The organism is Rhodococcus aetherivorans (assembly GCF_025722975.1).
GTDB lineage: Bacteria > Actinomycetota > Actinomycetes > Mycobacteriales > Mycobacteriaceae > Rhodococcus > Rhodococcus aetherivorans.
In genome coordinates, this window is sequence record NZ_CP106982.1 from 2432987 (window position 1) to 2457486 (window position 24500).

26 protein-coding genes and 1 riboswitch are annotated in these 24500 nt (G+C 70.5%); of the genes, 15 read left to right on the forward strand and 11 right to left on the reverse strand.

The annotated features are described in order from the left end of the window. Nucleotides 1–6: 6 nt before the first annotated feature. Together OCS65_RS10975 and OCS65_RS10980 are read left to right on the forward strand one after the other, a co-directional pair. Nucleotides 7–858, forward strand: coding sequence for a DUF4349 domain-containing protein (locus OCS65_RS10975; RefSeq protein WP_006945844.1), 852 nt, complete (start codon nucleotides 7–9; stop codon nucleotides 856–858). Then, complete coding sequence (locus OCS65_RS10980; RefSeq protein ID WP_006945846.1) at nucleotides 851–1159, forward strand: rhodanese-like domain-containing protein; 309 nt, start codon at nucleotides 851–853, stop codon at nucleotides 1157–1159. The genes OCS65_RS10975 and OCS65_RS10980 overlap by 8 nt, the downstream gene beginning before the upstream one ends. Before the next feature lie 22 nt (nucleotides 1160–1181). Here OCS65_RS10980 and OCS65_RS10985 read toward each other — a convergent pair whose 3' ends face one another. Next, nucleotides 1182–2228 (reverse strand): DICT sensory domain-containing protein, encoded by a 1047-nt coding sequence (locus tag OCS65_RS10985; protein WP_065922365.1) that lies wholly within the window; start codon nucleotides 2226–2228, stop codon nucleotides 1182–1184. Nucleotides 2229–2238: 10 nt separating this feature from the next. Next, a complete protein-coding gene (locus OCS65_RS10990) occupies nucleotides 2239–2439 on the reverse strand; it encodes a hypothetical protein (RefSeq protein ID WP_029544747.1) in 201 nt (66 codons plus the stop codon). 225 nt (nucleotides 2440–2664) lie between these two features. On the opposite strand from OCS65_RS10990, the gene OCS65_RS10995 reads away from it, so the two are divergent. Beyond that, entirely contained in the window at nucleotides 2665–3219 is a 555-nt protein-coding gene (locus OCS65_RS10995; protein ID WP_084648607.1) for a sigma factor, read from the forward strand. A 4-nt stretch (nucleotides 3220–3223) separates the two neighbouring features. Here OCS65_RS10995 and idi read toward each other — a convergent pair whose 3' ends face one another. Both idi and OCS65_RS11005 read right to left on the reverse strand, forming a co-directional pair. Beyond that, on the reverse strand, nucleotides 3224–3745 hold the full coding sequence (gene idi, locus OCS65_RS11000; protein WP_044476485.1) for an isopentenyl-diphosphate Delta-isomerase: 522 nt from the start codon (nucleotides 3743–3745) through the stop codon (nucleotides 3224–3226). Nucleotides 3746–3870: 125 nt separating this feature from the next. Continuing rightward, nucleotides 3871–4335 (reverse strand): tRNA (cytidine(34)-2'-O)-methyltransferase, encoded by a 465-nt coding sequence (locus tag OCS65_RS11005; RefSeq protein ID WP_050035501.1) that lies wholly within the window; start codon nucleotides 4333–4335, stop codon nucleotides 3871–3873. A gap of 175 nt (nucleotides 4336–4510) precedes the next feature. Here OCS65_RS11005 and OCS65_RS11010 point away from each other — a divergent pair, with 175 nt between their 5' ends. Then, complete coding sequence (locus OCS65_RS11010) at nucleotides 4511–5365, forward strand: bifunctional methylenetetrahydrofolate dehydrogenase/methenyltetrahydrofolate cyclohydrolase (RefSeq protein ID WP_198163403.1); 855 nt, start codon at nucleotides 4511–4513, stop codon at nucleotides 5363–5365. Nucleotides 5366–5369: 4 nt separating this feature from the next. Next, nucleotides 5370–5672, forward strand: coding sequence for a DUF3017 domain-containing protein (locus tag OCS65_RS11015; protein ID WP_029544738.1), 303 nt, complete (start codon nucleotides 5370–5372; stop codon nucleotides 5670–5672). Between the two features lie 36 nt (nucleotides 5673–5708). Here the strand turns inward: OCS65_RS11015 and metX are convergent, their stop codons facing one another. Together metX and OCS65_RS11025 are read right to left on the reverse strand one after the other, a co-directional pair. Beyond that, a complete protein-coding gene (gene metX, locus OCS65_RS11020; protein ID WP_029544736.1) occupies nucleotides 5709–6836 on the reverse strand; it encodes a homoserine O-acetyltransferase MetX in 1128 nt (375 codons plus the stop codon). Beyond that, the gene (locus OCS65_RS11025) at nucleotides 6833–8158 is read right to left on the reverse strand and encodes a bifunctional o-acetylhomoserine/o-acetylserine sulfhydrylase (protein ID WP_029544734.1); all 1326 of its coding nucleotides are present in this window, start codon (nucleotides 8156–8158) and stop codon (nucleotides 6833–6835) included. Before OCS65_RS11025 ends, metX begins: the two co-directional genes overlap by 4 nt. Before the next feature lie 85 nt (nucleotides 8159–8243). After that, nucleotides 8244–8359: riboswitch (SAM riboswitch) on the reverse strand. Between the two features lie 266 nt (nucleotides 8360–8625). Here OCS65_RS11025 and OCS65_RS11030 point away from each other — a divergent pair. The 4 genes from OCS65_RS11030 (at nucleotide 8626) to yhjD (ending at nucleotide 12969) form a co-directional block, all read left to right on the forward strand. Beyond that, complete coding sequence (locus OCS65_RS11030; protein WP_006939696.1) at nucleotides 8626–9843, forward strand: NADP-dependent isocitrate dehydrogenase; 1218 nt, start codon at nucleotides 8626–8628, stop codon at nucleotides 9841–9843. 85 nt (nucleotides 9844–9928) lie between these two features. Beyond that, nucleotides 9929–10732, forward strand: a complete 804-nt coding sequence (locus OCS65_RS11035; RefSeq protein WP_029544732.1) for an exodeoxyribonuclease III — start codon at nucleotides 9929–9931, stop codon at nucleotides 10730–10732. 72 nt (nucleotides 10733–10804) lie between these two features. Continuing rightward, nucleotides 10805–11845 carry a tryptophan--tRNA ligase gene (trpS, locus tag OCS65_RS11040; RefSeq protein ID WP_006939694.1) on the forward strand — a complete coding sequence of 347 codons (1041 nt, stop codon included), beginning with the start codon at nucleotides 10805–10807 and terminating at the stop codon, nucleotides 11843–11845. Nucleotides 11846–11904: 59 nt separating this feature from the next. Then, a complete protein-coding gene (gene yhjD, locus OCS65_RS11045; RefSeq protein WP_043801408.1) occupies nucleotides 11905–12969 on the forward strand; it encodes an inner membrane protein YhjD in 1065 nt (354 codons plus the stop codon). On the opposite strand, the gene OCS65_RS11050 is transcribed toward yhjD, so the two are convergent. Further along, complete coding sequence (locus OCS65_RS11050) at nucleotides 12914–13510, reverse strand: TetR/AcrR family transcriptional regulator (RefSeq protein ID WP_029544730.1); 597 nt, start codon at nucleotides 13508–13510, stop codon at nucleotides 12914–12916. The genes yhjD and OCS65_RS11050 overlap by 56 nt on opposite strands. 124 nt (nucleotides 13511–13634) lie before the next feature. Between OCS65_RS11050 and OCS65_RS11055 the strand changes: the two genes are divergently transcribed. Beyond that, complete coding sequence (locus tag OCS65_RS11055; protein ID WP_006939692.1) at nucleotides 13635–14642, forward strand: NADP-dependent oxidoreductase; 1008 nt, start codon at nucleotides 13635–13637, stop codon at nucleotides 14640–14642. An 89-nt stretch (nucleotides 14643–14731) separates the two neighbouring features. Next, on the forward strand, nucleotides 14732–15769 hold the full coding sequence (locus tag OCS65_RS11060; RefSeq protein ID WP_065922367.1) for an NAD(P)-dependent alcohol dehydrogenase: 1038 nt from the start codon (nucleotides 14732–14734) through the stop codon (nucleotides 15767–15769). A 69-nt stretch (nucleotides 15770–15838) separates the two neighbouring features. Here the strand turns inward: OCS65_RS11060 and OCS65_RS11065 are convergent, their stop codons facing one another. Genes OCS65_RS11065 through sdhC form a run of 4 tightly spaced genes read right to left on the reverse strand, consistent with a single transcriptional unit; the run spans nucleotide 15839 to nucleotide 19260 of the window. Next, the gene (locus tag OCS65_RS11065) at nucleotides 15839–16615 is read right to left on the reverse strand and encodes a succinate dehydrogenase iron-sulfur subunit (RefSeq protein ID WP_003935736.1); all 777 of its coding nucleotides are present in this window, start codon (nucleotides 16613–16615) and stop codon (nucleotides 15839–15841) included. Further along, nucleotides 16615–18366 (reverse strand): succinate dehydrogenase flavoprotein subunit, encoded by a 1752-nt coding sequence (gene sdhA, locus OCS65_RS11070; protein ID WP_006939688.1) that lies wholly within the window; start codon nucleotides 18364–18366, stop codon nucleotides 16615–16617. The genes OCS65_RS11065 and sdhA overlap by 1 nt, the downstream gene beginning before the upstream one ends. Nucleotides 18367–18381: 15 nt before the next feature. Beyond that, complete coding sequence (locus OCS65_RS11075) at nucleotides 18382–18822, reverse strand: succinate dehydrogenase hydrophobic membrane anchor subunit (protein ID WP_029544728.1); 441 nt, start codon at nucleotides 18820–18822, stop codon at nucleotides 18382–18384. Nucleotides 18823–18855: 33 nt separating this feature from the next. Continuing rightward, a complete protein-coding gene (gene sdhC / locus OCS65_RS11080; RefSeq protein ID WP_072635622.1) occupies nucleotides 18856–19260 on the reverse strand; it encodes a succinate dehydrogenase, cytochrome b556 subunit in 405 nt (134 codons plus the stop codon). Between the two features lie 253 nt (nucleotides 19261–19513). Between sdhC and OCS65_RS11085 the strand changes: the two genes are divergently transcribed. The 4 genes from OCS65_RS11085 to OCS65_RS11100 are packed head-to-tail and all read left to right on the forward strand — an operon-like array spanning nucleotide 19514 to nucleotide 24475. Continuing rightward, entirely contained in the window at nucleotides 19514–19936 is a 423-nt protein-coding gene (locus tag OCS65_RS11085; RefSeq protein WP_044476117.1) for a cytidine deaminase, read from the forward strand. Next, nucleotides 19929–21212: a thymidine phosphorylase gene (locus OCS65_RS11090; RefSeq protein WP_065923429.1), complete on the forward strand. Its 1284-nt coding sequence runs from the start codon at nucleotides 19929–19931 to the stop codon at nucleotides 21210–21212. Before OCS65_RS11085 ends, OCS65_RS11090 begins: the two co-directional genes overlap by 8 nt. 17 nt (nucleotides 21213–21229) lie before the next feature. Continuing rightward, a complete protein-coding gene (locus tag OCS65_RS11095) occupies nucleotides 21230–22330 on the forward strand; it encodes an adenosine deaminase (RefSeq protein WP_065922368.1) in 1101 nt (366 codons plus the stop codon). 54 nt (nucleotides 22331–22384) lie between these two features. Next, a complete protein-coding gene (locus tag OCS65_RS11100) occupies nucleotides 22385–24475 on the forward strand; it encodes an AAA family ATPase (protein ID WP_065922369.1) in 2091 nt (696 codons plus the stop codon). The last annotated feature ends 25 nt before the right edge of the window (nucleotides 24476–24500 follow it).

Consider the following 24500-nt stretch of genomic DNA (forward strand, 5'->3'; position numbering starts at 1 on the left):
TGCGGCATGCGACGCCCCCTGGTGCTCCTGCTCGCCCTGCTCGCGTGGTTCCTGGCCGGATGCGCCGGAGGCGGCGAGGGGCCGGCTGACGGTGGGCCAGGTGACGGGGCGCCGCCGCAGCCCTCCCTGTCCGACGGCACCCGCGAATCCGCGCCCGCGGACGCGCAGGCCACCGCGCGCAAGGAGATCGTCACCGGGCACCTGGTTCTGCGTGCCGACGATCCGATCGCGGCCGGACGACAGGTGGTGACGCTCGTCGAGGCCGCGGGCGGCCGGGTGGATTCGGTCACCGAGCAGCCGGGCGCCGGCAGCATGCTGACCGTCCGGGTGCCGGCGGACCGGCTCACCGGAACGATCGAGGACATCCGCGGTCTCGGCGAGGTGACCAGCCTGACGACCACCCGCGAGGACGTCACGCTCCAGTACACCGATCTCGAGGCGCGGATCGCGGCCCTGCAGTCGTCGGTGGACCGGCTGCGCGCACTGATGGCCTCGGCCGCGAGCACCGCCGACCTCATCGAGGCCGAGAACGCGCTGGCGCAGCGCCAGGGCGAACTCGACGGCCTCGTCGCCCAGCAGCGCTACCTCGCCGACCAGATCGAGCTGTCCACCCTGACCGTGGACATCTCGGCAGAGCGCCGCGCGGACCGGGACAGCTTCTGGGACGGAGTCCTCGCCGGATGGGACGCGTTGCGCTCGGCGCTGGCCGGGTCGGTGGTCGCTTTGGGGGTGGCGCTACCGTGGGTGGGGTTTCTCGCCGTGTGCGCGGCCGTCGTCTACGTGGTAGTCCGGCTCCTCGCACGGCGCGGCAAACCGGAACCAGCCCCGAACCCGGAGAGGAACGACCAGGATGCGTGAGGTCGGCCTGGCCGCATTGGACACCGCGCTCGCCGCCGGTGCACCCGTCATCGACGTCCGTGAGCGCGACGAGTACCTGCAGGTGCGGGTGCCCGGCGTGACGCTCATCCCGCTCAGCGAGTTCGTCGCCCGCGCCGACGAGATCCCGGACGCCGACACCGTCTATGTGATCTGTGCGGTCGGAGGGCGCAGTTCGCAGGCGGCCAGCTATCTCGCCGGACGCGGCATCAACGCCGTGTCGGTGGCCGGCGGCACCGTGGCGTGGCAGCAGTCCGGCCGCGACATCGAAGCCGGGGTCTGACCGGCCGTCGCCCCGGAGGCGGTCACCCGGTCCCGCGCCGAGCGGCGGGGGAGGGGCCGCGTCGCAGGATCGAGCGGGCGCAGCGCACCACGGTCGGACGGTCGTAGGACACGACGTAGTCGAACTCACGGTCCCCGGCGGGATGCCGATGGTGGGTGCTCACCGCGGAGAGCACGCCCGCGAAGTGGGCCCCGAGGACCACGACGTTCCACTCCTCGGCCAGCGGGTCCGCCGGGTCGAGGGGCGTGTGGACGACGCCGGACTCCACACCGGCCTTCATTCCCACTGCATAGGCGCCGGCGTGGGCGACGCCCCCGGCCATGCCCGACCAGCGGGATCGGGTGGAGGCGCAGAAGTGGTCGAGGTGCCGGAACGTGCCGAGCACCAGGGTGTCCGGACCGGCGGTGGCGGCGTGAGCTTCCAGGGTGGCGGTCATCCGGGCCAGCAGATGCTCGGTGCTGCGCACCGGGACGCGGCCGGACGCCACGGTGGCGTAGGGGGTCGGCGTCTCCACGTCGGGTGTGCTCCACGTCGGGCTCGGCGGGAAACGCTCGGCGGGCTCGGCTCGCAGCGCCGGCGGATACAGCCGGCCGAGGCCGTGGGTGGCCCCGAGTTCGAGTGCCCGCCGCCGGTGCCGGAGTGAGTCGACCCCGTCGGCCACCAGGACGGCGCCCGTACGTTCGACGTGCGCGGCCACGGCATGGAGAGTGGGCGCGACGTCGCTGTCCGCCCGCCGCGTCAGCATCCCGGACGCGAGGATCACGATCTCCGGTTCGAGCAGCGCGAGCAGCGCCGAGGCCCGCGGATCGGCCCCCACCTCGTCGACCGCCACGAGCCGCCCGGCGCGGCGGGATTCGGCGGCCGCGCGCACGGCGTGGCCGAGGGCGTCGCGCGCGCCGGAGTCCGGTCCGAGGTGGACGGGGACGAGTACGGAGACGTCGGCGGCCGGAACCGCGCGGTGGGGCGGCCGGCGGCGGGGGGACGGCCCGGACGCGCGTACCAGTGATGCCGCGAGCAGTCCGTCGTCGAGGCGCCGGATCGGTACTTCGACGGCGTCGAGCGTTTCCACCTCGTCGCCGTCAGATCGCGGCGGCGACGACCGCCACCGCACCTGCGACGATGGCCGTGAGGGCGACGGCCAGCAGCGCGGAGCCGGCCACCGCCACGGCGGCGAGCGCACCCACGACCGTGACGCCGCCGGCGAGGATCATGCCTGCGTGCGGGCCGTCGAGCAGCGCCGAGGGGCCCTTCGGGCGGTGGGGGATCCGTGGTGCCGTCATCTCTGTTCTCCGAGTCGTTCGCCCGACAGCCGGTCGGCGAGCGTGTCGCCGGGTGTACCGGAGCGGTGCGAGTCCCGAGCATCCCCGTCGCCGGTGTCGAGCCCGACGCAGGAAGATCACGGAAGTGTAACGATGTATAACGAATTGATACGAAGTCCGATCTTCCTGCAACGCAAGGAAAAACGAACCCGGCGACGGGAGGGTGCGATGTCTACAGTCGTTCGTATGACTGCGACGACGGGCTCGCCGACGCCCCCGAAGCGCGCGCCGGACGCGGGGACCGAGGGGTCCGGCCCGGTCGGGGACGACCGCCTCCGGCCCCTCCTGGTCCGGGTCGCGGGAAAGGACCGTGCCGCCTTCGCGGCGCTCTACGACCTCACCGTCGCACAGGTGCACGGCATCGTCCTCCGAGTCGTGCGCGGCGGCACCGACGCCGAGGACGTCACCCGCGATGTGTTCGAGCAGGTGTGGCACACGGCCGACCGCTATGCCCCACAGGTCGGGTCCCCCCTGGCCTGGCTGTCGGCGCTCGCGCACCGCCGGGCCGCCGACCGGATCCGCTCACGGGCCGGCCGGCCGCACGCCGGGGTCCCGGCCGCGGCCGAGGCGACGCCGCCCGGGTGCGGGCACGGTGAGCCGCTGTATCTCGCCTACTACGAGGGAATGACCTGCGGGCAGATCGCCGAGCGCCTCGATCTGCCCGTCGCGACGGTCCGGGCCCGCATCCGGGCCGGTGTGGCCCGGATGCGGGCCACCGCCACGGACGTGCCCGCCGGCTGACGGCCTATCGGGTCAGCGCCGGCAGCACCGCGCCGAGGACATGCGGCATCCAGGGCGCGAACACCTGCGGGGTCTGTTCCACCTCGCGTACCACCTCGGCCAGGGACTGGAACCGCACCTCGGCCACTTCGCTCGGAACGGGACGAGGAGCCGTGGTGACGCGTCCGACGACCACGTGGTCGAACTCGTGCTCCATCAGCGACGAGTCCGGATCGTGGGCGGAGTAGACGACCGAGGCCACCTCCTGCAGGTCCGACGGGCGCACGCCCAGTTCGTCCCAGCTGCGCCGGGCCGCGGCGTCGAGCACGCTCTCGCCCGGCAGCGGATGTCCGCAGCAGCTGTTGGCCCACAGGCCGGCGAAGTGGTACTTGTCCAGGCTTCTGCGCTGCAGCAGCACGTTGTCGTCGGCATCGAGCAGGAATGCCGAGAATGCGCGATGCAGCGGGGCCGGGGGGCGGTGCGCCGCCACCTTCTCGGCCGTCCCGACTTCCCGACCGTCGCGGTCGACCAGCACGACTAGAGTCACGACGTCTCACCTCCCCGTTCCACGTTCCCACAGTTGCGGCGTTTCCCCACGACGAGGCTCCGCACGCGGCGTCGGTGGGCATTCGGAGCGGCCACCGGAGTGGATGGGTTCGCTGCCGGACCGGCTCAGACCGCGCCCGCGAAGCCGTGCTGGCGCCACGCCTCGTACGTGACCACCGCCGCCGCGTTCGACAGGTTCAGCGAGCGCCGGCCCGGCAGCATCGGAATCCGCACCGTGGCGGTGACGTGCGGGTCGGCGAGCACCTCGTCGGACAGTCCGGTCGGTTCCGGCCCGAAGAGGAACACGTCACCGGGCCGGTACTCGAGCGCGGCGTACGACACGCTCGCGTGCGCGGTGAACGCGTATACCCGCTCCGGCCGCAGCGCGGCCCAGGCGGCCTCGAGGTTCTTGTGCACGGACACCGACGCCAGATCGTGGTAGTCCAGGCCGGCGCGCCGCAACTTGGGTTCGGAGAGATCGAATCCGAGCGGCTCCACCAGATGCAGCTCGCATCCGGTCCCGGCGACCATGCGGATCGCATTGCCTGTGTTGGGCGGGATACACGGCTCGTGGAACATCACTCGGAACACCGATCCAGCTTGCCAGTCGGTGTCTCCGGGTCGTTCGCCGGCAGCCGCTCCCGGGTCGGACCGTCGTGCGCGGCCGTCCGGCCGAGTCGCCGACGCGGCGTGCCCGGCCCGGGGCGGGACCGGCTGTGGTGAGGCTGTCTCCGCCCCGGCTGGACGACCTGAGACAATGGCGGTCGTGACTGCGACGATCCTGGACGGCAAAGCGACCCGCGACGAGATTTTCGAGGACCTGAAGGCCCGCGTGGCCGCGCTGAAGGCGAAGGGCATCACCCCCGGCCTCGGCACCGTTCTCGTCGGCGACGACCCGGGATCCGCGGCGTATGTGCGCGGCAAGCACAACGACTGCGCCAAGGTCGGCATCACCTCCATCCGCCGCGACCTGCCCGCCGCCACGACGCAGGAGGAGCTCGAGGCGGTCATCGACGAGCTGAACGCCGACCCCGCCTGCACCGGCTACATCGTGCAGCTGCCGCTCCCGAAGCACCTCGACGAGAACGCCGCGCTCGAGCGGATCGACCCTGACAAGGACGCCGACGGGCTGCACCCGATCAACCTCGGGCGCCTCGTCCTCGGCAAGGAGGCGGCGCTGCCGTGCACCCCGCGCGGCATCGTGCACCTGCTGCGCCGCTACGAGGTCCCGATCGCGGGTGCCCACGTGGCCGTCGTGGGCCGCGGCGTCACCGTCGGCCGGCCGATCGGGCTGCTGCTCACCCGGCGCAGCGAGAACGCCACCGTGACCCTCTGCCACACCGGCACGAAAAATCTCGCCGCGGAGGTGCGGCGCGCGGACATCGTCGTCGCCGCCGCCGGTGTGCCGGGACTGATCACCGCCGACATGGTCAAGCCGGGTGCGGCGGTCCTGGACGTGGGTGTGAGCCGGACGCCGGAGGGCCTGCGCGGCGACGTCGCCGACGACGTCCGCGAGGTCGCCGGGTTCCTCTCGCCCAATCCCGGCGGCGTCGGCCCCCTGACCCGTGCGTTCCTGCTGGCGAACGTGGTCGAGCGAGCCGAACAGCTCGCCGGCCGCTGACCCGGTGGTGCAACTGGCCGGCGCGGAGCGCTGGGTGCGTCTGGCCCGGCGGAATCTGCCGCTGCTGGCGGTGACGGTCGTCATCGCCGCGGCGGTGATCCTCGTCGTGGCGGATCGGTGGCGCCGCGGTGCGTTCGTCTTCGGCAGCGCCACCCTGCTCGCCGGCCTGCTGCGCCTGTGGGTGCCCGAGGACCTGGTCGGCGTGCTCGCCGTGCGCAGCCGGACCTTCGACGTGTCCGCGCTCCTCGTGGTAGGCGGTCTCATCATCGCCCTGGCGGTCTCGATCGATCCTCTCGGCACCGGCTGAACCGCCGGGCCTCGGCGGCCCGGCGGCACGCGCTTCTCAGCCCCGCGCGAGGGTGACGAGCTCGGACAGGAGCTTGGCGACGGCGTCGGCCTCGGTGAGGAAGCCGTCGTGACCGTCCCGGGACTCGAGGACACGCAGCCCGTCGCAGCCGGGCAGCCCGTCGGCGATCTCCTGCTGCAGCCGCAGCGGGTACAGGCGGTCGGAGTCCACGCCGGCGACGATCGTCGGCACCGGGGTGGATCCGAGCGCGGCGGCCACGCCGCCCCGGCCGTGCCCGACGTCGTGCCGGTTCATCGCCTGGGTGAGCGCCACGTAGGTACCGGGATCGAAGCGGGCGACGAGCTTGTCGGCCTGGTGCTCCAGGTAGCTCTGCACCGCGTATCGGCCACCGTTCCAAGGGTTTTCACTCCCCTGGGGGGAGTTGGCGAAGCGGGTGTCGAGCTCGCCCTCGGTCCGGTACGTCAGGTGCGCGATCCGCCGTGCGATGCCCAGTCCGGCCCGCGGCACCCGTCCGGTTCCGTAGTAGTCCCCGCCTTGCCAGTCCGGGTCGGCGGTGATTGCGGCGATCTGCGTGGTCTGGGTGCCGATCTGGTCGGCGGTGGCGCGGGCGCCCACCGCCAGGACCAGGGCCGCCCGCACCCGTTCCGGATATCCGACGATCCATTCGAGCGTCCGCATGCCGCCCATGGACCCTCCGGTCACGGCGGCGAACCTGTCGATGCCGAGCGCGTCGGCGAGGGCGACCTCGGCGGCGACCTGGTCGCGCACCGTGATGCCGGGGAACCGGGAGCCCCACGCCTTGCCGTCCGGGGCGGTCGAACCGGGCCCGGTGGTGCCGCGGCAGCCGCCCAGCACGTTCGTCGCCACGACGCACCACCGGTCGGTGTCGATCGGCGCACCGGGACCGACCATCCCGGACCACCAGCCCGGCGACGGGTGCTCGGGCCCGGCGGGGCCGGTCACGTGCGAGTCCCCGGTGAGGGCGTGTTCGACGAGGACGACGTTGTCGCGGGTCGGCGACAGCCTGCCCCACCGTTGCACCGCCACCGTCACGTCGGGCAGGGTCGCGCCGCTCTCCAGCGCCAGCGGCCCGATGTCGACCGTGCCCAGACGGCCGTCCTCCGGCGGCAGCTCCACGTGGCGCCGGTCGACGCGCGCCGTCAAGACGCGACCGCCTCGAGGCCGGTGGTGATGTCGGCGAGGATGTCGTCGATGCCTTCGATGCCCACGGCGAGGCGGACCTGGCCGGGGGTGACGCCGGCGGCGAGTTGCTCGGTGGCGGTGAGCTGGGAGTGGGTGGTGGAGGCGGGGTGGATGACCAGCGAGCGGACGTCGCCGATGTTGGCGACGTGGCTGTGCAGGGTCAGTGCGTCGACGAACTTCTTGCCGGCGTCGACGCCGCCGGCGAGTTCGAAGGTGACGATGGCGCCGGTGCCGCGGGGGGCGAGCTGCCGGCCGCGCCGGTACCAGGGGGAGGAGGGCAGGCCGGCGTAGGACACCGCGGTGACCTCGGGGCGGGTGGTGAGGAACTCGGCGACGCGGGCGGCGTTGGCGACGTGCCGTTCCATGCGCAGCGACAGGGTTTCCAGGCCCTGGGCGATGAGGAAGGCGTTGAACGGGGAGACCGCGGCGCCGAGGTCGCGCAGCAGTTGCACGCGGGCCTTGAGGGCGTAGGCGGGGGCGCCGAGGTCGGCGTAGACCACGCCGTGGTAGCTGGGGTCGGGGGTGACGAACTGGGGGTGCCGCGCGGTGCCGTCGGGGCCGGTGGCGGTCCAGTCGAAGGTGCCGCCGTCGACGAGGACGCCGGCGATGGCGGTGCCGTGGCCGCCGAGGTATTTGGTGGCCGAGTGCACGACGATGTCGGCGCCGTGCTCGAGGGGGCGGATCAGGTAGGGGGTGGCGACGGTGTTGTCGACGATCAGCGGCAGGTGGTGCTCGTGGGCCACCCCGGAGATGCCCGGCAGGTCGAGGAGGTGGTTCTTGGGGTTGGCGATGGTTTCGCCGTAGAAGGCGCGGGTGGTGGGGCGGATCGCGGCGCGCCACTGGTCGAGGTCGTCGGGGTCGTCGACGAAGGTGACCTCGATGCCGAGTCGGGGCAGGGTGTAGTGGAACAGGTTGTAGGTGCCGCCGTAGAGGTAGGGGCTGGAGACGAGGTGGTCGCCGGCGGCGGCGAGGTTGAGCACGGCGAAGGTTTCGGCGGCCTGGCCGGAGGACAGCAGCAGGGCGGCGGCGCCGCCTTCGAGGGCGGCGATGCGTTGTTCGACCGCGTCCTGGGTGGGGTTCATGATGCGGGTGTAGATGTTGCCCGGTTCGGTGAGGCCGAACAGGGCGGCGGCGTGGTCGGTGCTGTCGAAGGTGTAGCTGGTGGTCTGGTAGATCGGCAGGGCGCGGGCGCGGGTGTCGCCGCCGCCGGGCTGGCCCACGTGGATCTGCTTGGTCTCGAAGCTCCAGCCGTCTTCGCGCCGGGTGTTCTCGCTGTCGGTCATGATGTCCTTCTGGCCGTGGTCGGGAGGTCGGGGCGGCTAGGGGCGACAGCTCATGATCACAACCCTCATGACGAATACCTCCATCGGACCGGCTTGTCGTGCGGCGTGGCGCCGGACGACCGGGTCATCACCCGGAGCACCCCACCCTGGCCGGAGGGTTGCCGACCAGCAAGCCGGGGCTTCACGCTGGTACTCATGACCTGGCGCGAGTCTAGCGGCTCGAACGGATGCTTCGGTAGGCGACCCATACCTGCCGGCGGGAGGCGCCTGAGCAGGCGAAAGTTACCCGCCGGTAGCCCGGGGCCCGCTTGGCGGACCGGGTCGATAGCAGTACGCTCGTCTTGTTTGGATCGTGTTCCGCACGTGTGAGCACGCCATAAATGGTTCATTGAGCCGACCACGATCGCACCCACAAAGTGCGATCGACTTGGGACCAGGGACACTTCCTAGGAGGACGCGAAGCGCACATGTCCAAGATCAAGGTTGAAGGAACGGTCGTCGAACTCGACGGCGACGAGATGACCCGCATCATCTGGCAGTTCATCAAAGACAAGCTGATCCATCCCTACCTGGATGTGAATCTCGAGTACTACGACCTCGGCATCGAGCACCGCGATGCAACCGACGACCAGGTCACCGTCGACGCAGCCAACGCCATCAAGAAGCACGGCGTCGGCGTCAAGTGCGCCACCATCACTCCCGACGAGGCCCGGGTCGAGGAGTTCGGCCTGAAGAAGATGTGGCGCTCGCCCAACGGCACGATCCGTAACATCCTGGGCGGCACCATCTTCCGTGCCCCGATCATCATCTCCAACGTGCCCCGCCTGGTGCCCGGCTGGACCAAGCCGGTCATCGTCGGCCGTCACGCCTTCGGTGACCAGTACCGCGCCACCGACTTCAAGGTCGACCGCCCGGGCACCGTCACCATCACCTTCACGCCGGAGGACGGCAGCGAGCCGATCCAGCACGAGGTGTGCCATATCCCCGAGGACGGCGGCGTCGTCATGGGGATGTACAACTACAAGAAGTCCATCCAGGACTTCGCGCGGGCCTCGCTGTCCTACGGTCTGCAGCAGAACTACCCGGTCTACCTCTCCACCAAGAACACGATCCTCAAGGCCTACGACGGCATGTTCAAGGACGAGTTCCAGCGGATCTTCGAGGAAGAGTTCAAGGCCGAGTTCGACGCCGCGGGCCTGACCTACGAGCACCGCCTCATCGACGACATGGTCGCCTCCTCGCTCAAGTGGGAGGGTGGCTACGTCTGGGCCTGCAAGAACTACGACGGCGACGTCCAGTCCGACACCGTCGCGCAGGGCTACGGCTCGCTGGGCCTGATGACGTCCGTGCTCATGACCCCGGACGGCAGGACCGTCGAGGCCGAGGCCGCGCACGGAACCGTCACCCGGCACTTCCGGCAGCATCAGGCGGGCAAGCCGACGTCGACCAACCCGATCGCGTCGATCTTCGCCTGGACCCGTGGCCTCGAGCACCGCGGCAAGCTCGACAACACCCCCGAGGTCATCGACTTCGCCCAGCAGCTCGAGGACGTCGTCATCAAGACCGTCGAAGCGGGACAGATGACCAAGGACCTCGCCCTGCTCATCGGCCCCGAGCAGGCATGGCTGACCACCGAGGAGTTCCTCGCCGCGCTCGACGAGAACCTCCAGAAGGCCCGCGCCTGACGCACGGACCGCACACGACGGGACGCCCCCCACCGGGGCGTCCCGTCGTCGTTTCGGGTCCGGCCCGTCGGCTACGGTGACCGTCGTGCCTCACGTCATCACCACCGTCAACGTCAACGGCGTCCGTGCCGCCGCCGGCAAGGGCCTGCTCGCGTGGCTGGCCACCGCGCAGGCCGACATCGTGTGCCTGCAGGAGGTGCGCGCCACCGAGCAGCAGTTCCACGCGGCGATCGCGCCCGCCCTCGACGCCGGGTGGTACGTGGTGTCCGCCGAATCGGAGGCCAAGGGCCGTGCCGGGGTCGCGATCCTGTCGCGGCGCCCGGCCGACGCCTCGCGCATCGGGTTCGACGAGGACGAGTTCGCGGCCTCCGGCCGGTACGTCGAGGCCGACTTCGGGGACGTGACCGTCGGCAGCCTGTACCTACCCACCGGCGAGGCCGGCACCCCGAAGCAGGAGGAGAAGGAGCGGTTCATGGCGTCGTTCGCCACGCACCTGAACCACCGCGCCGCCGAGGCCGGGGCCGCGGCCCGGCACATGGTGGTGTGCGGGGACTGGAACATCGCCCACACCGAACGCGACATCAAGAACTGGAAGGGCAACGTCAAGAAGTCCGGATTCCTGCCGAGCGAGCGCGCGTGGCTCGACACGCTGCTCGCCGACGGCCGCTGGGTCGACGTGGTGCGCGCCCTGCACCCGGACGTCGACGGCCCGTACTCGTGGTGGTCCTACCGGGGCAAGGCGTTCGACACCGACGCCGGCTGGCGGATCGACTACCACCTCGTGACGGCGGAACTGGCCGAGCGGGCGAAGGAGGCCCGCGTCGAGCGTGCCGCCACCTATGCCGAGCGGTGGTCGGACCACGCCCCGGTCACCGTGCAGTTCCGCTGATCCGGGCGGATCCGCCGATCGGAGCCGACCTCCCGCGAGCGGCTCTCCGCGCACGTGAAAGTATCGACAACCATGGCGAGCACTGCAGAACAGAACACCACCGCGCCGACCGCCCGGCCCCGGGTGCTGTCGGGTATCCAGCCGACCTCCGACTCGTTCCACCTCGGGAACTTCCTCGGCGCGCTGCAACAGTGGGTTCCGTTGCAGGACGAGTTCGACGCCTACTACTTCATCCCCGATCTGCACGCGATCACCGTGCCGCAGGATCCGAAGGGGCTGCGCCGGCGCACCCTCCGCGCCGCCGCTCAGCTGCTCGCCGTCGGCATCGACCCGGATCGGTCGGTGCTGTTCGTCCAGAGCCAGGTGCCCGAGCACGCCGAGCTGGCGTGGGTTCTGAGCTGCATCACCGGTTTCGGCGAGGCCGGCCGGATGACGCAATTCAAGGACAAGTCCGCCAAGGAGGGGACCGAGCACGCCAGCGTCGGCCTGTTCACCTACCCGGTGCTGATGGCGGCGGACATCCTGCTGTACCGCCCGCAGCGCGTGCCGGTGGGGGAGGACCAGCGCCAGCACCTCGAGCTGACCCGTGATCTCGCGCAGCGGTTCAACACCCGGTTCGGCAAGACGTTCGTCGTTCCCGAGCCGCAGATCATCAAGGGCACCGCCAAGATCTACGACCTGCAGAACCCCACTGCGAAGATGAGCAAGTCCGCGGCCACCCCGGCCGGTCTGATCAACCTGCTCGACGATCCGAAGGTGTCGGCGAAGAAGATCAAGTCGGCGGTGACGGACAACGAGCGCGAGATCCGTTTCGACCTCGAGAACAAGCCCGGCGTGAGCAACCTGCTCACCATCCAGGCCGCCCTGTCCGGCCGGCCGGTCGACGAACTCGTCGCCGGCTACGCGGGCAAGGGGTACGGCGACCTCAAGGCCGACACCGCGGAGGTGCTCACCGAGTTCGTCGTGCCGCTGCAGGCGAAGGTCGACGAGTACCTCGCCGACGAGGCGGAACTGCTGCGCATCCTGTCGACCGGCGCCGACCAAGCCCGCGAGGTGGCTTCCCGGACACTCGGGCAGGTCTATGACAGGGTGGGATTCCTGCCCCGCAAGTAGCCGGGGGCGTGCCCCGCACACAGCCCGGGGCGACGGAACGCGGAAGGAGTTGCCCACCGATGGCCGACGATTCCACCGAACCGTCGAAACCGGGATTCGTCGACCGGCAACGAGCAGCGCATCCGTCGCTCGACCACCTGGTGCGGGCCGGCCTGCGGTACCAGGAGCAGAAGGGCGACTACTACGCCGCGGGGATCACGTATTTCAGTGTGCTGTCCCTGATTCCCATCCTGATGCTGTCGTTCTCGGTGGCCGGTTTCGTGCTCGCGGGCCGGCCCGAGACCCTCGAGCAGCTGCAGACCGCGATCGCCCAGAACATCCCCGGCGAACTCGGTGCGACGGTGCAGGGTCTGGTGGACTCCGCGATCGCCTCCCGCAGCGCCGTCGGAACACTGGGCCTGCTCACCGCCGCGTATGCGGGGATCGGCTGGATCACCAACCTGCGGGACGCGCTCACGGCGATGTGGGACCATCCGCATGTCAAGGACGGGTTCGTGCGCACCAAGGTCAACGACGCGCTGACCCTCCTCGGCCTGGGCCTCGCCATCGTGGCGTCGCTGGCCCTGTCGGCCGCCAGCAGCGGCCCCGTCATGGACCTCTTCGTCGGGGTGCTGCGGCTCGAGAACGTGCCCGGCATCGGGGTGGCGCTGACGGTGGCGACGATCGCCATCGCCGTGTGCGCGACGTGGTTGCTGTTCACCTGGGTGATCGCCCGGCTGCCCCGGGAGCCCGTCACCTTCCGCAGCGCGATGCGGGCCGGCCTGCTCGCCGCCGTGGCGTTCGAGGTGTTCAAGCAGGTCGGCTCGATCTACCTTTCCCGGGTCACCAGCGGCCCCGCCGGGGTGGCGTTCGGCCCGATCCTCGGCGTGCTGGTCTTCGCGAACCTGACCGCCCGGATGGTGTTGTTCGCCACGGCGTGGGCGGCATCGTCCAAGGAGAATCTGGTCATGGCCCACGTGCCGCCGCCGGAGCTGGCTCGGATCACGCCGCGGGTGGAGGTGCACGAGGGGCCCGGCCTGCGCGGCGGTCTGGCGCTCGTCGGTGCCGGGGCCCTCGGCGGGGTCCTGCTCAGCGAGCGCTCGCGCGCCATTCGTCGAGCTGTGCGATCGCGGCTTCGGCGGTAGCGACCGCCTCGTCGCGGTCGACGCGGGCGAGCAGCAGCGTGCTCAGCGACAGCGACGCCAGCACCCGTACCCGGCGGGCCAGCGCCTCGTCGTCGGCGGCGGGGTCGAGGGCGCGCAGCGCGTGCGTGAACGCGGTGGTCAGTTCGGCGCGGTAGGCGGTGACGACCGCGCGTTGCGTCTCGTCGTGGGCCGCAAGGCCGGCGGTGCTGTTCAGCAGCAGGCAGCCGCGGCGCGGCGAGTCGTCCGGCAGGGCGGCCACGGTGCGGGCCAGTGCCCGGAAGTAGCGTGCCGCGGCATCGGGCGCGGTGGGCTCGTCGGTGAGGACGCGCAGCCGGGGTCGCACCACGCGGTCGAGGTAGTCGCGGACGGCGGCGTCGAACAATCCGCGCTTGCTGGTGAAGGCGTTGTAGAGGCTCGACCGGTTCAGCCCCGTCGCCCGCTCGAGCTCGGGGACGGAGGTGGCCTCGAAGCCTTTGTCCCAGAACAGATCCCGTGCCCGTTCCACGACGTCTGCGGTGTCGAACTCCGGTGGCCGTCCCATGTGCCCTTCCGTTCCCCGTTGTGCAAAGACCGTTCCAGTATATATTGGAACGGTCAGTTCAATACTTCGGAGGCGCCCGGGGACAGCTCCCGGCGGCTCGGCACGTGAGGAAGGTTCACGCCCTGTGACCTCGAGTACCCAGATCCAGCTGGTCCGACGCCCCGTCGGCTGGCCGACACACGACGATTTCCGCACCGCGACGGTCGATCTGCCCGACCTCGGACCCAACCAGGTCCGCGTCGTCAACGAGTTCGTCTCGGTCGATCCCTACATGCGGGGGCGGATGAACGACGTCAAGTCCTACATCCCGCCGTTCGCGCTGGGGGAGACCATGACCGGCGGCGCGGTCGGCCGCGTCGTGGAGTCGACGTCGCCGGCCCACCCGGTCGACTCGGTCGTGCTGCACGACCTCGGCTGGCGCGACGTCGCGCAGGGCGACGCCGCGGCCTTCCGCGTGGTGGACGAGCTTCCGGGCGTCCCGAACTCCGCGTACCTCGGCATCCTCGGCCTGACGGGACTGACCGCCTACGTCGGCCTGATGCACATCGCCCGCATGCAGCCGGGCGACACCGTCTTCGTCTCCGGGGCCGCGGGCGCCGTGGGCACCGCCGTCGGACAGATCGCCCGGCTCGAGGGCGCGACCCGCGTGCTCGGCTCCGCCGGATCCGCGGACAAGGTCGCGATGCTCACCGAGCGCTACGGCTACGACGACGCGTTCGACTACAAGTCGGCGCCCGTGCGGCGCCAGCTCCGCCGTGCGGCACCCGACGGCATCGACGTGTACTTCGACAACGTCGGTGGCGACCACCTCGAAGCCGCGCTCGACGTCCTGCGCGACGGTGGCCGGGCCGCCCTGTGCGGCGCGATCGCCCTGTACAACAACACCGAGCGCACGCCCGGGCCGGACAACATGGCCAACATCATCACCCGCGGCCTGACCCTGCAGGGCTTCACCCTCGGCCACTACACCCACCTCTTCCCCGAATTCGCGGCGAAGATGGGGCCGTGGCTCGCCGCCGGCGACGTGGTGTTCGACGAGACGATCGTCGACGGGATCGACAACTCGGTCGATGCCTTCCTCGACCTGATGCGCGGGCGCAACGTCGGCAAGATGCTCGTCCGTGTCGCCTGACGTCCGGGGCCGGAACGGCCGGCGTCGCGCAGCGGAAGATTCGCTGCAGTATCGGGCGGGCACGCACCCCCGGCCGTAGAGTCGGGCGCATGAAAGCCGTCCAGTACACCGAGATCGGCTCCGAGCCGGTCGTTGTCGACATCCCCACCCCGACGCCCGGGCCGGGTGAGATCCTGCTGAAGGTCACCGCGGCCGGGCTGTGCCACTCGGACATCTTCGTGATGGACATGCCGGCGGCGCAGTACGCCTACGGCCTGCCGCTCACCCTCGGCCACGAGGGTGTCGGCACCGTCGCCGAACTCGGCGAGGGCGTCACGGGATTCGGGGTGGGGGACGCCGTCGCCGTGTACGGGCCGTGGGGCTGCGGTGCGTGCCACGCCTGCGCGCGCGGCCGGGAGAACTACTGCACCCGCGCCGCCGACCTGGGCATCACGCCACCCGGTCTCGGCTCGCCCGGGTCGATGGCCGAGTACATGATCGTCGATTCGGCGCGCCACCTCGTCCCGATCGGAGACCTCGACCCGGTCGCCGCGGCGCCGCTCACCGACGCCGGTCTGACGCCGTACCACGCGATCTCCCGGGTCCTGCCGCTGCTGGGGCCGGGCTCGACGGCCGTCGTCATCGGTGTCGGCGGGCTCGGCCACGTCGGCATCCAGATCCTGCGCGCCGTCAGCGCGGCCCGCGTGATCGCCGTCGACCTCGACGACGACCGTCTCGCCCTCGCCCGCGAGGTCGGCGCCGACGCGGCGGTGAAGTCGGGCGCCGGTGCGGCGGCCGCGATCCGGGAACTGACCGGCGGTCAGGGCGCGACGGCGGTGTTCGACTTCGTCGGCGCCCAGTCGACGATCGACACGGCGCAGCAGGTGGTCGCGGTCGACGGGCACATCTCGGTCGTGGGCATCCACGCCGGCGCACACGCCAAGGTCGGGTTCTTCATGATCCCGTTCGGCGCCTCCGTCGTGACCCCGTACTGGGGCACCCGGTCGGAACTGATGGAGGTCGTCGCGCTGGCCCGCGCCGGCCGGCTGGACATCCACACCGAGACGTTCACCCTCGACGAGGGGCCGGCGGCGTACCGGCGGCTGCGCGAGGGCAGCATCCGCGGCCGCGGCGTGGTGGTTCCCTGAAACGGGTGAAGGTCCCCGTCGCCCGGTGGAACCGGGTGACGGGAACCTTCACCGTGGAGCAGAAGCAGATCAGCGGGCGAACAGCAGCGCGCGCTTGACCTCCTGGATCGCCTTCGTCACCTGGATGCCACGGGGGCACGCGTCGGTGCAGTTGAAGGTGGTGCGGCAGCGCCACACGCCCTCGACGTCGTTGAGGATGTCGAGGCGCTCGGCGGCACCCTCGTCACGGCTGTCGAAGATGAACCGGTGCGCGTTGACGATCGCGGCGGGGCCGAAGTAGCTGCCGTCGTTCCAGTACACCGGGCACGAGGTGGTGCAGCACGCGCACAGGATGCACTTGGTGGTGTCGTCGAAGCGGGCCCGGTCGGCCTGCGACTGGATCCGCTCGCGGGTCGGCTCGTTGCCGGTGGCGATGAGGAACGGCTTCACCGCGCGGAACGCGTCGAAGAAGGGTTCCATGTCGACGACGAGGTCCTTCTCGACCGGCAGGCCGCGGATCGGCTCGACGGTGATGGTCACCGGCTTGCCGTCCTTGGGCAGCATGTCCTTCATCAGGATCTTGCAGGCCAGGCGGTTGACGCCGTTGATCCGCATGGCGTCCGAGCCGCACACGCCGTGCGCGCAGCTGCGGCGGAACGTGAGGGTGCCGTCGAGGTAGCCCTTCACGTACAGCAGCAGGTTGAGCATGCGGTCCGACGGCAGCGCCGGAACCTGGAAGCTGTCCCAGTGCTGACCCTTGCCGTCCTCGGGGTTGAACCGCGCGATCTTGAGGGTGACCATGGTGGCACCCTCTGGCACGGGAGGCAGGTTCGAGACGTCGGCTTCGTTCTTCTCGAGGGTTGTCATCAGTACTTCCGCTCCATCGGCTCGTAGCGGGTCTGCACCACCGGCTTGTAGTCCAGGCGGATGGGGGAGATCAGCTCCGTCCCCTCCTTGTAGGCCATGGTGTGCTTGAGGAAGTTCTCGTCGTCGCGCGTCGGGTAGTCCTCGCGGGCATGGCCGCCGCGCGACTCCTTCCGGTTGAGCGCACCGGCGACGGTGACCTCGGCCATTTCGAGCAGGAAGCCCAGCTCGACGGCCTCGAGCAGGTCGCTGTTGTAGCGCTTGCCCTTGTCCTGGACGGTGATGTTCTTGTACCGCTCCTTCAGGGCGTGGATGTCCTCGAGCGCCTTGCTGAGCGTCTCCTCGGTGCGGAACACCGAGGCGTTGTTGTCCATGGACTGCTGCAGCTCGCTGCGGATGTCCGCCACGCGCTCCTTGCCACCGGCACCCAGGATCCGCTCGAGCCACTCCACGACGTTGCGGGCCGGGTCCTCCGGCAGGTCCACGTGGTCGTGGGTGTTCGCGTACTCGGCGGCCGCGATGCCGGCGCGGCGGCCGAACACGTTGATGTCGAGCAGCGAGTTGGTGCCGAGGCGGTTGGCGCCGTGGACGGAGACGCAGGCGCACTCGCCGGCGGCGTAGAGGCCCGGGACCTCGTCCTCGTTGTTGCGCAGCACCTCACCGTTGATCTTGGTGGGGATGCCGCCCATCACGTAGTGGCAGGTCGGGTACACCGGCACGAGCTCGGTGACAGGGTCGACGCCGAGGTAGGTGCGGGCGAACTCGGTGATGTCCGGGAGCTTCTCCTCGAGGACGTCCTCACCGAGGTGGGTCACGTCGATGTAGACGTAGTCCTTGTTCGGGCCGGCGCCGCGGCCCTCGAGCACCTCGAGCACCATCGAGCGGGCGACGATGTCGCGGGGCGCGAGGTCCTTGATGGTGGGGGCGTAGCGCTCCATGAAGCGCTCGCCGTCGGCGTTGCGGAGGATGCCGCCCTCGCCGCGCACGGCCTCGGAGATCAGGATGCCCAGGCCCGCGAGTCCCGTCGGATGGAACTGGTGGAACTCCATGTCCTCGAGCGGCAGGCCCTTGCGGAAGATGATGCCCATGCCGTCACCGGTGAGGGTGTGCGCGTTGGACGTCGTCTTGTACATGCGGCCCGAGCCTCCGGTCGCGAACACGATCGACTTGGCATGGAAGACGTGAATCTCGCCGGTGGCGAGCTCGTACGCGATGACGCCGGTCGCGACGGGGCCTTCGGGGGTTTCCGTCAGCGCGATGTCGAGCGCGTAGAACTCGTTGAAGAACTCCACGTCGTGCTTGACGCAGTTCTGGTAGAGCGTCTGCAGGATCATGTGGCCGGTGCGGTCGGCCGCGTAGCAGGCGCGACGCACCGGGGCCTTGCCGTGGTCACGGGTGTGGCCACCGAACCGGCGCTGGTCGATCTTGCCCTCGGGCGTGCGGTTGAACGGAAGCCCCATCTTCTCGAGGTCCAGCACCGCATCGATGGCCTCCTTGGCCATGATCTCCGCCGCGTCCTGGTCGACCAGGTAGTCGCCACCCTTGACGGTGTCGAAGGTGTGCCACTCCCAGTTGTCCTCCTCGACGTTCGCGAGGGCGGCGCACATGCCGCCCTGGGCGGCGCCGGTGTGGCTGCGGGTGGGGTAGAGCTTGGTCAGAACTGCGGTGCGGGCGCGGGGGCCGGCCTCGATGGCCGCACGCATGCCGGCGCCGCCGGCACCGACGATGACCACGTCATAACGATGTTCCTGCATGAAGTCGTAGCTCCCCTAGCTCGCAACGATGTTGGGGTCGAAGGTGAAGATCACATAGGTGCCCAGGCCCATGATCAGGATCATCGACACGACCAGGATCGTGTTGAGCCAGAATCGGGTCGAGTCCTTGCGGGAGTAGTCCGCGATGACCGTGCGCAGGCCGTTGCCGCCGTGCAGCTGGGCGAGCCAGAGCATCGTCAGGTCCCAGAACTGCCAGAACGGGCTGGACCAGCGGCCGGCGACGAACGCGAAGTTGATGCGGTGCACGCCCTCGTCCAGCATCAGCATGATGAACAGGTGGCCGAGCACCAGGATGATCAGTGCAAGGCCGGACAGGCGCATGAACAGCCACGCGTAGAGCTCGAAGTTGTTCTTCGCGGCGCGGCGCGGGGAGCGCGGGTTGTCCAGGCTGGCCGGGCGGTCGTACGCCGTGCCCAGAGTCTTCGCTTCAGTCATGTCAGTGCCCAATTCTTCGTCGCTGCGCTCATGTCAGTGCCCCGCAAACATGTTGTAGAAGATGCGACCGGCGGCGGGGATCATCACCACGAACCAGATCGCCAGGATCGTCCAGAGCATCACCCGCTGGTACTGCGGGCCCTTGGACCAGAAGTCCACGAGCATCACGCGCAGGCCGTTGAGGGCGTGGTAGAGCACCATCGCCACCAACCCGAGCTCCATGAGACCGACGACGGGATTCTTGTAGGTCTCGATGACACTGTCGTAGGTCTCGGGATTGACCCGGACGAGTGCCGTGTCCAGGACGTGAACGAAAAGGAAGAAGAATGTCGCCACGCCTGTGATCCGGTGCAGAACCCAGGACCACATGCCCGGGTCTCCCCGGTAAAGCGACCGTGTGCGCCCCGGTGCGGGAGCGGCTTCAGTCGTGCTGCTCATCGAGTGCTGTGCCTCCAACGTCAATGGTGGACGCGTCGAGCCTCTCCAGCCTCTGGGGGATTCCGCAGCACGGGCTCGACGTGAACCTGAACCGACTTGGACCGACTTTAGTCCTATCCGAAAGTCGGGAACTAATTCGAGTAGCGGTTCGTACGGCCTCCAAATAACAAGTTAGGTTTGCCTTTCCAACTGTGATCTGGCCCGGCCGGGCCGGTGAACCGTGGAATCGGCCACCGTGACAGGATGGACAACCATGCCGGACGTAGACTGGAAAACCTTGCGCGCCAAAGCACATGAGGTGATGGGCCGCGCGTACGCGCCCTACTCCCGATTCCCCGTGGGGGCCGCGGCGCTGGTGGACGACGGACGGATCGTCGTCGGATGCAATGTGGAAAATGTCTCACACGGAGTGGGTCTGTGCGCCGAATGTGTACTGGTCGGTAACTTGATTTCCGGTGGTGGCGGGCGGTTGCGGGCCGTCGCCGTCTGCGATGCCCGCGGGGCCGTCCTGAGCCCGTGCGGACGCTGCCGGCAGATCCTCCTCGAACACGGCGGCCCCGAGCTCGAGGTCGACACGCGCCGCGGTCCGCGCCCCATCTCCGAGCTGCTGCCCGACGCGTTCGGCCCCGGTGACCTGGACGCGGTGCGCGAGGCGGGAGGTGCCGACCGTGCCTGACGCCCTGTCCATCATCACCCGCAAACGGGACGGCAAGGAGCTCAGCGGAGCCGAGATCGACTGGATCATCGAGGCGTTCACGCGTGGTGTCGTCGTCGACGAGCAGATGGCCGCCCTCGCGATGGCCGTCTACTTCCGGGGCATGACGCGCGCCGAGACGGCCCGCTGGACCACCGCCATGATCGACTCGGGCCGGCGGCTGGACTTCACCGGCCTGGGCCTGCCCACCGTCGACAAACACTCCACCGGCGGTGTGGGCGACAAGATCACCCTTCCGCTGGCCCCGCTCGTCGCCGCCTGCGGCGTCGCCGTGCCGCAGCTCTCCGGCCGCGGACTCGGCCACACCGGCGGCACCCTCGACAAGCTCGAATCGATCCCGGGCTGGCGCGCCGAGCTGAGCATCGCCGAGATCGCCGAAATCCTCGCCGACCCGGCGGTCGGCGCCGTCGTCTGCGCGGCCGGCGCCGACCTCGCCCCGGCCGACCGCCGGCTCTACGCCCTGCGCGACGTCACCGGCACCGTCGAGTCCATCCCCCTGATCGCCAGCTCGATCATGAGCAAGAAGATCGCCGAGGGCACCGGCGCCCTCGTCCTCGACGTCAAGGTCGGTTCCGGGGCCTTCATGAAGGACCTCGGCGACGCCCGGGAACTCGCCCGCACCATGGTCGAGCTGGGCGAGGACGAAGGGCTGCACACCGTCGCGCTCCTCACCCGGATGGACGTCCCGCTCGGCCGGACCGCGGGCAACGCCCTCGAGGTGCGGGAGGCCGTCGAGGTGCTCGCCGGCGACGGCCCGCCCGACGTGGTCGAGCTGACCCTCGCCCTCGCCCGCGAGATGCTCGCCGCCGTCGGCCGGGACGACGTCGACCCCGCGGACAAGTTGCGCGACGGCACCGCCATGGACCGGTGGCGCGCGATGATCGCCGCGCAGGGCGGCGACCCCGACGCGCCCCTGCCGGTCGCCCGGCACACCGAGGTGCTGCGCGCACCCGGCGACGGCGTGCTCGCCGAACTCGACGCGATGGCGGTGGGTGTGGCCGCGTGGCGGCTCGGCGCCGGCCGCGAACGGCAGGGCGAACCCGTGCAGGCCGCGGCGGGGATCGAGCTGCACGTCAAGCCGGGGGACCGGGTCCGCGCCGGGGACGCGATCGCCACCCTGCACACCGACACCCCGGCGAAGTTCCCCGCCGCGATGGCGACGCTCGGTGAGGGCGTGCACATCTCCGACTCCACGCCGGCGACACGGCCGCTCGTCGTCGAGCGGATCACCGCCTAGCCGACTACCGTCGGGGCATGACGGAGCCGGCGACGACGACACTGACCGAATCCGCGCTGCGGACCGCGCCGAAAGTGCTTCTGCACGACCACCTCGACGGCGGTCTGCGGCCGGGAACCGTACTCGAGCTGGCCGATGCCTGCGGCTACCGGCTGCCGGCCGGCACGGAACCCGAGCTGGCGCGCTGGTTCCGGGACTCGGCCGACAGCGGCTCGCTCGAGCGGTACCTCGAGACGTTCGCGCACACCGTGGCCGTCATGCAGACCCCGGACGGCCTCGAGCGGGTAGCCCGCGAATGCGTGCTCGACCTCGCCGCCGACGGCGTCGTCTACGCCGAGGTCCGCTTCGCTCCCGAGCAGCATCTCGAGCGGGGGCTGGACCTGGACTCCGTGGTCGAGCACGTGCTCGAGGGGTTCCGGTCGGGGGAGTCCGCGGTGGAGGCCTCCGGCGCCCAGCCGATCCGGGTGCGGCTGCTGCTCACCGCGATGCGGCACGCGGCCCGGTCCCGGGAGATCGCCGAACTCGCGGTGCGGTTCCGCGACCGCGGCGTCGTCGGGTTCGACATCGCCGGTGCCGAGGCCGGCTACCCACCGAGCCGGCATCTCGACGCCTTCGAGTACATGCGCGCCGCCAACGCGCACTTCACGATCCACGCGGGGGAGGCCTTCGGGCTGCCGTCCATCCACGAGGCCATCGCGTTCTGCGGCACCGACCGCCTCGGCCACGGCGTGCGCATCGTCGACGACATCACCGTCGCCGCGGACGGCGCCGCCACCCTCGGCCTGCTGGCGAACTACGTCCGCGACAAGCGGATCCCGCTCGAGCTGTGCCCGAGTTCGAACGTGCAGACCGGCGCCGTCGACACCCTCGAGCAGCATCCGTTCGGCCTGCTGGCGCGCCTGCGGTTCCGGGTCACCGTCAACACCGACAACCGCCTGATGAGCGACACGACGATGAGCAAGGAGATGATGCGGCTGGTCGAGACGTTCGGGTACGGATGGTCCGACCTGGAGCGGTTCACGATCAACGCGATGAAGTCCGCGTTCCTGCCGTTCGACCAGCGGCTCGAGCTCATCGACGACGTGATCAAGCCCGGCTACGCCGTCCTGATCGGCTGACAGTCCCCTCGTCGGACAGTACCCTCGGCGAACCTCACCTCGTAGGGTCGAGGTATGGGCGATCGCGTCCCGCCCTCGGCAACTCTCGGCGACGTGCTCGCCGCGCGCCGGTGGCGTCGGTTCGTCGGTCGTTCGGCCGAGCTCGAACTCGTACGTGCCGCCCTCGACTCGCCCCGGCCCCCGTTCTCGGTGCTGTACCTGTACGGGCCCGGAGGGATCGGTAAGACGAGCCTGCTCGACGAGGTGGCCGATCTCGCCGTCGGGGCCGGTTCGGTCCTCGTGCGTCTCGACGGGCGGGACCTCGTTCCCGCCCCGGCCGCCGTGCTCGCCTCGTTGGCGGAGCATCTCGACCTGGACGCGGATCGAATCGCCACCGCCTCCGGGCAACGGCTGGTGATGGTGATCGACACGTACGAGGCACTCGCACCGATCGACGGCTGGATCCGCCGGGATCTGTTGCCGCGGTTGCCGGACAGCGCGGTGACCGTGATCGCGGGGCGGAGTCCGCCGTCGCCGCAGTGGCGCTCGGACCTCGCATGGGGCGATCTGCTGCGGGTGGTGTCGATGCGCAATCTCGCACCCCGGGAGAGCGTCGACTACCTGCGCGCCGTCGGGGTCCGGGACGACCTGCACGACCGCCTCTGCCGCGTGGCACACGGCCATCCGCTGGCGCTGTCGTTGCTCGCCGACGCGGTGCTCCGCGGCGGACGTGCCGACGCGGATCCGCTGAGTCCCGACCTCGTGGGGACGCTGCTGCGCCGGTTCGTCGACGAGGAACCGGGCACCGTGCATCGCCGGGCCCTGGAAGTGTGCGCACTCGCACGCGTGACCACCGAATCGCTCCTGCGGGACGCGCTGGGCACCGGCGACGACTGCGCCCACGACGCATTCCGGTGGCTTCGGGGCCTCTCGTTCGTCGAGACCGGGGCCGACGGCCTCCATCCCCACGACCTGGCTCGGGACGTCATCGACGCCGACCTGTGGTGGCGGGACGCCGACAGCTATGCCGACGTCTTCCGCCGGGTGTGGCGGCACATCCACCGAACCCTCGACTCGGCGACCGGCCGACGGCAACAACAGGCGATCTTCGACCTGAAGTTCGTGTTCCGTCACCTCGCCGGCGTGCTCTCGCCGGTGCAGTGGGAGAGCTGGGGCCGGTACTATCCGGAACCCGCCACCGCCGCCGAGCACGCGGCGGTCGTCGAGCTGATCCGGACCGCGGAGGGAGCCGAGTCCGCCCGGCTCGCGCAGCGGTGGCTCGACCGGCAACCGGACGGCTTCTTCGTTCTGCGCTGCCCGGACGGAACCGTCCGCGGAGTGATCGGGCTGCTGGACCTCACCCGCGCCTCCGAAGAGGACCGGGACCGCGACCCCGGGGCCGCGGCGGCATGGCGGGCCGCGCGGCGAGGCACGCCGGTGCGCGAGGGCGACGTCGTCACCCAGACCCGATTCGTCGTGGACCGGGAGACGTACCAGGATCCCTCGCCGACGCTCAACGCGGTCCCGATCCTCACGATGCAGCGATACCTCACCACCCGGGGCCTCGCCTACGACGTGCTCGTCCTGGCCGAGCCGGACCGGTGGGACGACTACTTCGCCGTCGCCGACCTCCCACGGGTCGACGGCGGCGACTTCGTCGTCGGTCCCCGCCGATTCGGCCTGTTCGCCCACGATTTCCGGCGCGTCCCGGTCGGCGCCTGGCTCGAACGGGTGACGGAACGGGCGCTGGCCCGCGGTCCGTCGCCGCCGGTGCCCAGCGCACCCGTGCTGCTCGTACTCTCCCAACCCGAGTTCGCGCAGTCGGTCAAGCAGGGCCTGCACGACCTGCGGCAGCACGCTCTGCTCGCCCGCAATCCCCTGCTGCGCACCCGGGTGCTCCACGACCGGGCCGGCGCCGGTGAACCCGACGTCGCGCTGCTCGAGCAGGTGCTGCGCGACGCGGTCGCCACCCTCGCCGACCATCCCCGCGACGACAAACTGCTGCGGGCCGTGGACCGTACGTATCTGCGGCCGGCGGCGACCCAGGAGTCGGCCGCGGCAGCGCTCGGACTGCCGTTCAGCACCTATCGGAGGCACCTGGCCACCGGGGTGGAGCGGATCGTGTCGTGGCTGTGGGACCAGGAGGTGTACGGCCGCCGGCAGTGAGCACAACCGAGCACCGAACGGACTG